This window comes from Parasphingorhabdus marina DSM 22363 (assembly GCF_900128895.1).
Lineage (GTDB): Bacteria > Pseudomonadota > Alphaproteobacteria > Sphingomonadales > Sphingomonadaceae > Parasphingorhabdus > Parasphingorhabdus marina.
Genome location: NZ_FSQW01000001.1, coordinates 1,008,081 through 1,020,758 on the forward strand (window position 1 = coordinate 1,008,081; position 12,678 = coordinate 1,020,758).

Genomic DNA, 12,678 nt, shown 5'->3' on the forward strand with positions numbered 1-12,678 from the left:
GGTCAAAGAAAAACCCCGCCGGATCGTCTCCTGCGGGGTTCTCTTTTACGGTTCAGCCGACGGGTCGTGTCAGGACTGATCCTCTTCAGGAGCCGCAGCCTCTTCGGCCGGCGCCTCGGCCGGAGCCTCTTCCACGACAGCCTCTGCAGGCGCCGCTTCTTCCGGAGGTGCAACCTCGGCGGCTTCTTCCGCTTTCAGTTCCTCGGCAGCATTCATGGCATCAACCATTTTCTGCTGCTGGGCCCGGAGCGCGGCATCGCGGCTGCTCGCGGCGATCCGTGCGCGGTTCATGCCCGCACCCGTACCGGCCGGGATCAGACGTCCGACGATGACATTTTCCTTCAGACCGATCAGCGAGTCCTTCTTGCCTTCCACGGCCGCCTGGGTCAGCACCCGGGTGGTTTCCTGGAAGGACGCCGCAGAGATGAACGAACGCGTCTGCAGGCTGGCCTTGGTAATGCCCAGAAGCACCGGTTTGCCTTCGGCAGGCTTCTGCTTCTTCGCCAGCTTGGCGTTGATCTCGTTCATTTCTTCCAGATCAATCTGCTCGCCCGGCAGCAGCACGGTGTCTCCGCCATCGGTGATCTCGACCTTCTGCAGCATTTGCCGCACAATCGTCTCGATATGCTTGTCGTTGATCTTCACGCCCTGCAGACGATAGACTTCCTGAATTTCCGCGACGAGATATTCTGCCAGTGCCTCGATACCGAGAACTTCCAGAATGTCATGCGGGTCAGGTGAACCGGACACCAGGTTGTCACCCTTCTTCACGAAATCGCCTTCCTGGACGTCGATGACTTTCGTCTTCGGTACCAGATATTCGACCGGATCCCCTTCCTCGGGAACAATCGCGATCTTCCGCTTGGCCTTGTAGTCGCGCAGATATTCCACGCGGCCGGAGACCTTGGCGATGATCGAATTGTCTTTCGGAACGCGGGCTTCGAACAGTTCGGCCACGCGAGGCAGACCACCCGTAATGTCACGGGTTTTTGCGGCTTCACGAGAAACACGGGCGATCACGTCACCGGCGACCACTTCCTGACCGTCGGTCACGGAAAGCGTGGCGCCATTGGCCAGCATGTAGCGTCCGGCTTCACCACTGTCCTTGTCGAGCAAGGTCATCCGCGGACGCAGATCTTCCTTATTCGCACCCCGACCGGTGGCGCGATATTCGGTAATCACACGTTGTGCGATACCGGTCGCTTCATCGGTCTGTTCGGCCATGGTCTTGCCTTCGATGATGTCCTGATACTTGATCGTACCCGGCTTCTCGGTGATCACTGGCATGGTGAACGGATCCCATTCTGCCAGACGATCGCCGATCTTCACCTTCGCACCGTCCTTGACCAGCAGGCTGGTACCATAGGGGAGCTTGTCGGCAGAGCGTTCCCGGCCATCGCTGTCGATCACCGCAATTTCGCCGGAGCGCGCGAGGGACAGGAACCGTCCGTTCTTGTCCTCGATCACCGGCATGTCGCGATATTCGACCGTACCTTCGGCTACGGCTTCCAGGTTGGACTGCTCGTTAAGCTGTGCCGCGCCACCGATATGGAAGGTCCGCATTGTCAGCTGCGTGCCCGGCTCACCGATCGACTGGGCTGCGATCACGCCGACGGCTTCACCAATATTCACCGGCGTACCGCGAGCGAGGTCACGTCCGTAACAGGTGCCGCAGACACCCATTTTGGATTCGCAAACCAGTGGAGAGCGAATGCGTGCCGACTGAATGCCGAGCTCCTCGATCACCTTGATGGCAGACTCGTCAAGCAGCGTACCAGCCTTGATCACAACGCTGTCATCCTTGCTGTCGACAATGTCCTCCGCCATGGTCCGGCCAAGGATACGTTCGCCGAGTGATGCGATGACCGAGCCGCCCTGGACGATGGCTTTCATCTCCAGCGCATTTTCGGTGCCGCAATCTTCTTCGACAATGGTGCAGTCCTGCGACACGTCAACCAGACGGCGAGTCAGATAACCCGAGTTGGCGGTTTTCAGCGCCGTATCCGCGAGACCCTTGCGGGCACCGTGGGTCGAGTTGAAATATTCCAGAACCGTCAGGCCTTCCTTGAAGTTCGAGATGATCGGCGTTTCGATGATCTCGCCGGAAGGCTTGGCCATCAGGCCGCGCATGCCGCCCAGCTGCTTCATCTGGGCTGGGCTGCCACGGGCACCGGAGTGGCTCATCATGTAGATCGCGTTGATCTCGCGCTCGCGGCCATGCTCGTCCTCCGGCGTCGCCGCCAGTTCTTCCATCATGGCATTGGCAACTGTGTCACCACAGCGGGACCAGGCATCGATCACCTTGTTGTATTTTTCCTGCTGGGTGATGAGACCATCCTGATACTGCTGCTCATAGTCGGCAACCAGCGTCCGGGTTTCTTCCACCGTGGCGTCCTTGGAGTCCGGAATGATCATGTCATCCTTGCCGAAGGAAATGCCGGCCTTGCAGGCGTGACGGAAACCGAGACCCATGATCGCATCGGCGAACAGGACCGTGTCCTTCTGGCCGGTGTGCCGGTAAACCTGGTCAATCACGTCGCCAACCTCTTTCTTGGTCAGCAGGCGGTTGACGATGTCAAACGGCACCTTGTGCGATTTCGGCAGACATTCGGCGATCAGCAGACGGCCCGGCGTGGTTTCAAATCGTTTCATTACGGTGTTGCCGTCGGTGTCGGTCTGCGGCACGCGGGTGACGATCTTCGAGTGCAGGGTTACCGCACCGATTTCCAGCGCCTGGTGGACTTCGGCCATGTCGGCGAGGATCATGCCTTCGCCAGGCTCGCCCTTGCGGTCCATGGTGAGGTAATAGATCCCCAGCACCATGTCCTGTGAAGGCACAATGATCGGCTTGCCGTTGGCTGGCGAGAGGATGTTATTGGTCGACATCATCAGCACACGCGCTTCCAGCTGGGCCTCGAGGCTCAGCGGCACGTGGACAGCCATCTGGTCACCGTCAAAGTCGGCGTTGAAGGCGGAACAGACCAGCGGGTGCAGCTGAATGGCCTTCCCTTCGATCAGGACCGGTTCGAACGCCTGGATGCCCAAGCGGTGAAGCGTTGGTGCGCGGTTCAGCATCACGGGATGCTCGCGGATCACTTCCTCGAGGATATCCCAGACTTCCTTGCGTTCCTTCTCGACCCATTTCTTCGCCTGTTTCAGCGTCATCGAGAGGCCCTTGGCATCGAGACGCGCGTAAATGAACGGCTTGAACAGCTCGAGCGCCATTTTCTTCGGCAGACCGCACTGATGCAGTTTCAGCTCCGGACCGGTCACGATCACGGAACGGCCCGAATAGTCGACGCGCTTGCCGAGCAGGTTCTGACGGAAGCGGCCCTGTTTGCCTTTCAGCATGTCGGACAGCGATTTCAGCGGACGCTTGTTGGCACCGGTGATCGTCCGTCCGCGGCGGCCATTGTCGAAAAGCGCATCCACCGATTCCTGCAGCATGCGCTTCTCGTTGCGGACGATGATGTCCGGCGCGCGCAGTTCCATCAGCCGCTTCAGACGGTTGTTCCGGTTGATCACGCGGCGGTACAGATCGTTGAGATCGGAGGTCGCAAAACGGCCACCGTCGAGCGGCACCAGCGGGCGCAATTCAGGCGGAATGACCGGAATGATCTCGAGGATCATCCATTCCGGCTTGTTACCGGATTCGATGAAGCTTTCGACGACTTTGAGGCGCTTGATGATCTTCTTCGGCTTCAGCGTCGACTTGGTCGTCGCCAGCTCTTCCAGCAGATCTTCCTTCTCGCGCTCGAGGTCGAGTTCCTGCAGCATGATCTTGACGGCTTCTGCGCCGATACCGGCGGAGAAGGCGTCTTCGCCATATTCATCCTGAGCTTCGAGCATCTCGTCTTCGGTCAGCAGCTGGAATTTTTCCAGTGCGGTGAGGCCGGGTTCGATAACCACATAGCTTTCGAAATAGAGTACCCGCTCGAGCTGCTTGAGCTGCATGTCGAGCAGAAGCCCGATGCGGCTGGGCAGCGATTTCAGGAACCAGATATGTGCGACAGGCGCGGCGAGGTCGATATGACCCATGCGCTCGCGGCGCACCTTGGTCACCGTGACTTCGACACCGCATTTCTCGCAGACAATGCCCTTGTACTTCATGCGCTTGTACTTGCCGCACAGGCATTCGTAGTCCTTTACCGGACCAAAGATCCGCGCACAGAACAGGCCGTCGCGCTCGGGCTTGAACGTCCGGTAGTTGATCGTTTCCGGCTTCTTGATTTCACCGAAAGACCAGCTGCGGATCCGCTCGGGAGATGCGAGGCCAATCTGGATCTGGTCAAATGTTTCCGGCTTTGCGATCGGATTTGCAAAATTTGTTACTTGGTTCATGTCTTGTTTCCTCTTGGGCTTGCGCCCCAAATTTCAAATGCTGGGTGGAGTATCGGGTTTCGCTACTCCGCCGCTATCGCAATGCCGTCATCATCATCGCCGTCTTCCTCATCTTCGTCACCGAAGCTGGAAAGTTCGACATTGAGACCCAGCGAACGCATTTCCTTGACCAGAACGTTGAAGCTTTCCGGAACGCCGGCTTCGAACGTATCGTCGCCCTTGACGATTGCTTCGTAAACCTTGGTCCTGCCGATCACGTCGTCCGACTTGACCGTCAGCATTTCCTGCAGGGTGTAGGCAGCGCCATAGGCCTGCAGGGCCCAGACTTCCATTTCCCCGAAACGCTGTCCGCCGAACTGGGCCTTGCCGCCCAGAGGCTGCTGCGTGACCAGGGAATAAGGTCCGATCGAACGGGCGTGGATCTTGTCGTCGACCAGATGGTGCAGCTTGAGCATGTAGATATAGCCCACGGTCACCTTGCGGTCGAACTTGTCACCGGTCCGGCCATCGTAAAGATCAACCTGTCCGCTGCGGTCCAGTCCTGCCAGTTCGAGCATGTCCGACACGTCGCTTTCATGGGCGCCGTCAAACACCGGTGTGCCCATTGGCACGCCGTTGACCAGATTTCCGGCCAGCTCGACAATCTCACCGGTTTCACGGGCGTCGATATCCTCATGATATTGCTCGCCGTAAATGGTCTTGAGCCGGTCCTTGACCGCATCGGGCGGCGCGGCCGCCTGTGGATCGGGATTGGCCAGTTTCCATTCCTCGAGTGCCTGTGTCACCTGTTGGCCAAGGCCACGTGCCGCCCAGCCGAGATGGGTTTCAAAAATCTGTCCGACGTTCATGCGGGATGGCACGCCGAGCGGATTGAGCACGATGTCGACCGGGGTGCCATCTTCGAGGAACGGCATGTCTTCCTGCGGAAGGATGCGGGAGATAACCCCCTTGTTCCCGTGGCGGCCGGCCATTTTGTCGCCCGGTTGCAGCTTGCGCTTCACCGCGACAAAGACCTTGACCATCTTCAGTACGCCCGGAGCCAGCTCGTCGCCGCGTTCCAGCTTCTCGCGACGGTCTTCGAACCGCTCGTTGATCAGCTTGATCGCTTCGTCATATTGCTGACGCGTGGCTTCGAAATCGGCCTGGACCTTGTCGTCCTTGACTGCAATCTTCCACCAGTCGGCCTGATCCAGTTCGGTCAGCCCTTCCTCGGTGATTTTCGCGCCCTTCTTCATTGGCTTCGGTGCCGAGGTGGCGGTCTGGCCGATCAGCATGTCCTTCAGCGTGTTGAAGGTTGCGCGGTTCAGAATCGCACGTTCGTCGTCCCGGTCCTTGGTGAAGCGGGAGATTTCCTCGCGCTCGATGGCCAGCGCACGCTCGTCCTTGTCGATGCCGTGGCGATTGAAGACACGGACTTCGACGACGGTACCGGCAACACCCGGCGGCAGACGCAGCGAGGTGTCACGAACGTCCGAAGCCTTCTCGCCAAAGATGGCGCGGAGGAGTTTCTCTTCCGGCGTCATCGGCGATTCGCCCTTCGGCGTAATCTTGCCGACGAGGATATCGCCCGGCTCGATTTCCGCACCGATGTAGACAATGCCTGCCTCATCGAGGTTGCGCAGCGCTTCCTCGCCGACATTCGGGATGTCGCGGGTAATGTCTTCCGGGCCAAGCTTGGTATCGCGGGCCATCACTTCAAACTCTTCGATATGAATCGAGGTGAAGACGTCGTCTTTCACGATCCGCTCGGAGATGAGGATGGAGTCCTCATAGTTATAGCCGTTCCAGGGCATGAAGGCGACGAGGCTGTTCTTGCCCAGCGCCAGTTCACCCATATCGGTTGATGGACCGTCAGCCAGCGTATCGCCTTCCTGAACAATATCGCCCACCTTCACCAGCGGACGCTGGTTGATGCAGGTATTCTGGTTGGAGCGCTGGAACTTCTGCAGCGTGTAGATGTCCACGCCCGACTTGCCGGCTTCCACCGCACCCGAAGCGCGGATCACGATACGTGTCGCGTCGACCTGGTCGACAATGCCGGCCCGTTTGGCGGCAATCGCCGCGCCGGAATCGCGGGCCACGGTTTCTTCCATGCCGGTACCGACAAACGGGGCTTCCGCCTTCACGAGCGGAACGGCCTGGCGTTGCATGTTCGATCCCATGAGTGCGCGGTTGGCGTCATCATTTTCCAGGAACGGGATCAGCGAGGCCGCCACAGACACGAGCTGCTTGGGCGAAACGTCCATCAGCGTGATCTGGTCGCGGTGCGCGATCAGGAATTCGCCGGCTTCACGTGCCGAAACAAATTCCTCGACGAAGCTGCCATCCTTGCTGAGTTCGGCATTGGCCTGGGCAACGGTGTGCTTCTGCTCTTCCATGGCGGAGAGATAGACCACGTCATTGGTGACCTTGCCGTCCTTGATCTCGCGATAAGGGGTTTCGATAAAGCCATATTTGTTCACGCGGCTGAACGAGGCCAGCGAGTTGATCAGGCCGATATTCGGGCCTTCCGGCGTTTCAATCGGGCAGATCCGGCCATAATGGGTCGGGTGAACGTCGCGGACTTCAAAGCCGGCACGTTCGCGGGTCAGACCACCGGGCCCAAGCGCCGATACGCGGCGTTTGTGGGTGACTTCCGACAGCGGGTTGGTCTGGTCCATGAACTGGGACAGCTGGGATGAGCCGAAAAATTCGCGAACCGTGGCAACGGCTGGCTTGGCGTTGATCAGATCGTTCGGCATCACGGTCGAGACATCGACCGAGCTCATCCGCTCCTTGACCGCGCGCTCCATGCGCAGCAGGCCGACGCGATACTGGTTTTCCAGCAGCTCGCCCACCGAACGGACGCGGCGATTGCCGAGATTGTCGATATCGTCAATCTCGCCCTTGCCGTCCTTGAGATCGACCAGGGTCTTGACCACGGCGAGAATGTCTTCCTTGCGCAGGACCGTGTAATCGTCCGGCGCATCCAGATCGAGGCGCATGTTGAGCTTGACCCGGCCGACGGCGCTGAGGTCATAACGCTCGGGATCGAAGAACAGGCCTTCGAACAGCGCTTCTGCGGTTTCACGGGTCGGCGGCTCGCCGGGGCGCATGACGCGATAGATATCGGACAGTGCATCGTCACGCGTGTCGGCCTTGTCGACCTTCAGCGTGTTGCGGATCCACGGGCCGGTTGTGACATGGTCAATGTCGAGCAGCTCCAGCTGGTCAATGCCAGCCTTGTCGAGTTTCTCGAGATTTTCCGCGGTCACTTCGTCACCGGCTTCGATGTAGATTTCGCCGGTTTTCTCGTTGATCAGGTCAAAGGCGCTGTAGCGGCCAAAAATCTCTTCAGTCGGAATGACGACATTTTTCATGCCATCCTTTTCCGCCTTGTTGGCGCTGCGCGGCGTGATCTTGCTGCCCGCGGCAAACACAACTTCGCCGCTGTCGGCGTCGACAATGTCAAACGCAGGCTTCTGGCCACGCCACTGTTCGGTGACGAACGGAATGGTCCAGCCATCCTTGGCGCGCTTGTAGACGATCCGGTTGTAGAACAGGTTCAGAATATCTTCTTCCGAATAGCCCTGCTTCAGGATGCCGGTGATCTCGGCACTCTTGGTGCGGCCTTCGTCTTCGATCTTGCCCTGGATTTCGATCGCGCCCATCGGCTCCTTGATCGTGATCCGGTTGCCGTCAATCTCGAGGATTTCGGCAGGCTGTTTCATGCCCGAAACGCGGACCATTTCACCAACCTTGAAGTCCGGCTTCTTCTCCTTGACTTCGATTGTCGCATCACCCAGCGAACGCAGCAGGGCGGTGACCGGCAGCTTGCGCTTGCGGTCGATGCGGACATTGACGATGTCCTTGGCGTCAAATTCAAAGTCCAGCCAGCTACCGCGGTAAGGAATGACGCGGGCGGCGAAGAGGAACTTGCCGCTGCTGTGGGTCTTGCCGCGGTCATGGTCAAACAGCACACCGGGCGAACGGTGCATCTGGCTGACAATCACACGCTCGGTGCCATTGATGACGAACGTGCCGTTCTTGGTCATCAGCGGCATGTCGCCCATGTAAACGTCCTGTTCCTTGATATCTAGAACCGAACGCGCTTCGGTTTCGGGATCGACTTCAAAAACGATCAGACGCAGTGTCACTTTCATCGGTGCGGCATAGGTAATGCCCCGCTGCCGACATTCCTCGACATTATATTTGGGGTCTTCCAGTTCGTAATTGACGAAATCCATTTCGGCGGTGCCGGCAAAATCGCGGATCGGGAAAACGCTGCGCAGCGTCTTTTCGAGACCGGACACATAGCCGGTTTCCTTGTTGGAACGCAGAAACTGTTCATAGGATTCGCGCTGAACCTCGATCAGGTTCGGCATGTCGATCACTTCGTGAATATCACCGAAGATCTTGCGGATGCGTTTCTTGCGGGTGGGGGTGGGAGCCGTCGTTTTTACCGATGCTGCTTTCGTCGCCATATATAAGGTGCCTTCTCGCCATCACCGGCCTTTCCCAAGGGTTTGCCGGTGGAAATTCCAATTTGTGAGGCGCTCCAGAACTGCAAAAAGCCGCATATCTCCATGCCGGGAATCCCGGAAAGGAAATTGCAGCTTCTAGCGTCCTGAAAACCGGTCAGATTTCATTTCCTGCGGCGCGCTGCGCAACTGCGCACCCTGTCTCGAAACCTGTGGTGAGCCAGCGATATAGGCAGATGTTGGATTGCGGTCAAGGGGTGGAGCCATAACGGCGTCGGGGAATTGTACTGGACAAACTGGACGCTTGTCTGGCTTGTCCCATCATTTCCTACATTTATTGAAAAACAATAAAACTATTGACGTTTATCGATATTCGTATATTGATAAACAATAAATCACGACGAATCAGAAACGGAACAGGAAATGAACCAGACCACAAAATCCCCCGAAACCAATGACATTGTACTGAAATCCACGCGCGGATTGCTGATTGTGACCAAATGGCTGATGCTGCTTGGCGTCACTGTGCTGACCTTTGCGATCCCGGTACTGCTGTTTTTCTCAAGCGAGGTGGCGGCCGAAATGGCGGATACATTCGTGACGCCGCCAGGCACCGAGGTCGTCTGGATGATCGTCGGCCTGATGCTGCTGGGCATTGTCATGATGCTGCTGACCCTTTTCGGTCTCAACCGGTTGCGCCGGATTGTCGACTCGGTTGGCGAGGGCAATCCTTTCACCCGGATCAACGGCACCCGGCTGCGCGGCATGGGCGTTGCCGCTTTCGCCATCCAGATTGTGACCTTTGTCGGCAGTCTGCTGGCCAGCGCAATGGTCTCCATCCTTGGCGAGGTCCAGCCGGGCGAGGAGTTCAGCATGCATATCGAGGGTGGCCTGTCCATCTCCGGCATCTTGCTGGTCCTGCTGCTGATCATTCTCGCCCGGGTCTTTGACCGCGGCGCCGAGATGCAGGACGAACTGCAGGGCACCGTCTGATGGCGATTACGGTAAAGCTCGACGACCTGCTCCATGACAACCGGATGACCCTGTCCGAACTGTCGGAGCGGGTCGGGATCACCCTGGCAAACCTGTCGATCCTGAAAACCGGCAAGGCCAAGGCGATGCGATTCTCGACCCTGGAGGCAATCTGCCGGGAACTGCAATGTCAGCCAGGCGACCTCCTGTCCTATGAGGACGGGGAGGCAGACTGATCCCCGGACTCAGCAGTCGGTAAAGCGGGTCATCAGCACGACCTTTCGCACCATGTCCGGGTCATAGGCAATCTGGCCATCGAGGATCAGCATGGCGAGGCCGTGGACCAGCGACCAGGCGTGCAGGGCGGCGGCGGCGCGTTCTTCGGCAGGCATGTCGCCGGGCATCATCGCGGTGATGCCGGCGCGCAGCTGGTAAAAGGCTTCCCCCATGCGTGTCGGGTTGCCGGCTTCCAGATCGACTTTTCCCACCCGGTCGTAGATCAGCCGAAGCAAGGCCGGATGTTCGACCGCCCAGCGGACGTAGGTCACGCCCATTTCCCCAAACCCCTCGACCCCGCCGCCAACCGACCGGGCCGCCTCCGCCTGGTGCGCGCCCAGTTGATCCAGACCTTCCAGCGCCAGTGCGTCGAGCAGGGCGTCCTTGTTCGGGAAATGGCGATAGAGCGCGGTGGCCGAGACTCCCAGATCGCGGGCGAGGGCGCGCAGGCCGAGATCGGGATGCTCCTGATCGGTCAGCCGTTCCATTCCCAGTTCCAGAGCAGCAGATCGCAGATCCCCGTGATGATAGGCCGGTTTTGCTGGACTCACTGGACGCCTGTTCCGGTGATCAGCAGGCCAATGTTGACACTGTTAGCATTTTGCTCCATGTTAACAGCATAAACATTGCGACTCGCTTTGCAAGACAGTTCGGGCGCGGCGCAACCGGGAAGGAAAACAGGCATGCTCATTTATGCATCTCTTGCCGCCGTGCTTGGGGTGATCGTCGGCATCGCGCACAGCGTGCTCGGCGAACGCGTGCTGCTCGGCCCGCTTTACCGGGAAGTCTCAACCGGCGTACTGGCCAACCGGTCATCCCGAGATATTTTCCGCGCTGTCTTTCATATCCCGTCCATTGCCTGGTCTGCGCTTGGCATTGCGGTGCTGGTCAATCGAATCCAGGACGGCGGGGACCTGCTGCCGCTCACCGCAGCATTGGTCTTCGCAATTTCCGGCATCGGCAATCTCGCGGCACTGCGCCGGCCGCACCCCGGCGGGCTGATACTTCTGGCAATGGCCACCGCCGCATTGGCCGACATATATTTCAACTGAAGGGAATTCCCATGGCTTCCGTAATCGAAAAAACCATCCGTGCCGCCGTCACCCCGGTGATGACCGGGGTCGCCAATTTCAATCGCAAGAGATTGCCCGAACCGGAGGAGGGCCATCCCTATCTGACCGGTGTACACAAACCCATGCAGAGCGAGGAAACCATTTCGGCGATGCAGGTGACCGGTACGATCCCTTCCGGTCTGGACGGCCGCTACATGCGGATTGGTCCCAATCCCGTGACCCCGCCACAAGAGGCGAGCTATCACTGGTTTGTTGGCGATGGCATGGCGCACGGGATCCGCATCCAGAACGGGGAAGCTGTCTGGTATCGCAATCGCTGGATCCGGTCCAATGCGGTCAGCGACGCGCTGAAAGAACCGCGCAAGCCGGGTACCCGCAAGCCGGGCAGTGACACGGCCAATACCAATATTGTCGAAATCGGCGGCAAGACTTTTGCCATTGTCGAGGCCGGAGGATTTCCGGTCGAACTGACGGACGAACTCGACACCGTGAAGCACAATCCCTTTGATGGCACGCTGACCAACGCCTTTTCCGCGCATCCCCATGTCGATCCGAAAACCGGTGAGATGCATGCCATCTGCTATGACGCGCCGGTGGCCGATACAGTCTGGCATGTGGTTGTCAGTCCGGATGGCAAGGTCACCCGCGAGGAGCCGATTGCGGTGAAGGACGGCCCGTCCATCCATGACTGCCAGATTACCGAGAATAATGTGCTGGTCTTCGACCTGCCCGCGACATTTTCGATGAAGCGGATGCTGGCCGGCTATGCTTTCCCCTATGACTGGAACCCGGACCATGGCGCACGGATTGGCCTGCTTCCGAAAAGCGGCAGCAATGACGACATTATCTGGTGCGAGCTGGACGAGCCTTGCTACGTCTATCATCCGGCCAATGCGTTCGAGACCGGTGACGGAAAAACGGTTGTCGACGTGGTGGTGCATGAAAGCACCTATGCCAGCACGACGTTCGGTCCCGGCGGAAACTGGTCGCGGTTCGAGCGCTGGACCATCGACCCGGCGACCAGAAAGGTGGATCGCAAAATCCTCCATGACCGTCCCCAGGAATTTCCGCGCTATGACGAACGGCTGACCAGCCAGCCCTATCGCTATGCCTATGCGGTTTCCCTGGGCGGCGAGAATGGCGATTTTGATGTCGCGGGCAATGAGCTGTTCAAACATGATCTGGAAACAGGCGAGACCTTGACCCGCGATTTTGGCGCAGGCCGACATCCGGGCGAATTCGTTTTTGTCCCCCGCCATGAAGGCGCCGGTGAAGATGAAGGCTGGCTGATCGGACTGGTCATCGATGCCGGGAACGAGACCAGCGAGCTGACGATATTGAAGGCCGACGATTTTCTCGGCGAGCCGCAGGCGGTGATCCATGTGCCCCACCGGATCCCGCCGGGATTCCACGGCAATTGGGTGGCGAGCTAGCCGACCCCCTGTCCTGCCTGTTCGATATTTGGGATGCGGCAATGCATATTGACCACATTCTCGGGACCGGCCTGCTTTCCCGCTAGCAAAACTGCGGCTTGCCGCCGGGCTGTTCTTCGCCGA

At 58.9% G+C, this 12,678-nt stretch carries 7 protein-coding genes; 4 read left to right on the top strand and 3 right to left on the bottom strand.

Going from position 1 to position 12,678, the window contains the following annotated elements:
* Positions 1–69: 69 nt before the first annotated feature.
* Positions 70–4,341 carry a DNA-directed RNA polymerase subunit beta' gene (rpoC, locus tag BUQ90_RS05085; protein WP_074203997.1) on the bottom strand — a complete coding sequence of 1,424 codons (4,272 nt, stop codon included), beginning with the start codon at positions 4,339–4,341 and terminating at the stop codon, positions 70–72.
* Positions 4,342–4,403: 62 nt separating this feature from the next.
* On the bottom strand, positions 4,404–8,804 hold the full coding sequence (rpoB, locus tag BUQ90_RS05090; RefSeq protein WP_074203998.1) for a DNA-directed RNA polymerase subunit beta: 4,401 nt from the start codon (positions 8,802–8,804) through the stop codon (positions 4,404–4,406).
* Positions 8,805–9,224: 420 nt separating this feature from the next.
* Here rpoB and BUQ90_RS05095 point away from each other — a divergent pair, with 420 nt between their 5' ends.
* Positions 9,225–9,794: a DUF2975 domain-containing protein gene (locus BUQ90_RS05095; RefSeq protein ID WP_074203999.1), complete on the top strand. Its 570-nt coding sequence runs from the start codon at positions 9,225–9,227 to the stop codon at positions 9,792–9,794.
* On the top strand, positions 9,794–10,009 hold the full coding sequence (locus BUQ90_RS05100) for a helix-turn-helix domain-containing protein (RefSeq protein ID WP_074204000.1): 216 nt from the start codon (positions 9,794–9,796) through the stop codon (positions 10,007–10,009). Before BUQ90_RS05095 ends, BUQ90_RS05100 begins: the two co-directional genes overlap by 1 nt.
* A gap of 9 nt (positions 10,010–10,018) precedes the next feature.
* Here BUQ90_RS05100 and BUQ90_RS17910 read toward each other — a convergent pair whose 3' ends face one another.
* The gene (locus tag BUQ90_RS17910) at positions 10,019–10,600 is read right to left on the bottom strand and encodes a TetR/AcrR family transcriptional regulator (RefSeq protein ID WP_275425807.1); all 582 of its coding nucleotides are present in this window, start codon (positions 10,598–10,600) and stop codon (positions 10,019–10,021) included.
* 132 nt (positions 10,601–10,732) lie between these two features.
* Here BUQ90_RS17910 and BUQ90_RS05110 point away from each other — a divergent pair, with 132 nt between their 5' ends.
* Together BUQ90_RS05110 and BUQ90_RS05115 are read left to right on the top strand one after the other, a co-directional pair.
* Positions 10,733–11,101, top strand: coding sequence for a hypothetical protein (locus tag BUQ90_RS05110; RefSeq protein WP_074204001.1), 369 nt, complete (start codon positions 10,733–10,735; stop codon positions 11,099–11,101).
* Positions 11,102–11,112: 11 nt separating this feature from the next.
* Entirely contained in the window at positions 11,113–12,555 is a 1,443-nt protein-coding gene (locus BUQ90_RS05115; RefSeq protein ID WP_074204002.1) for an 8'-apo-carotenoid 13,14-cleaving dioxygenase, read from the top strand.
* Positions 12,556–12,678 lie beyond the last annotated feature (123 nt).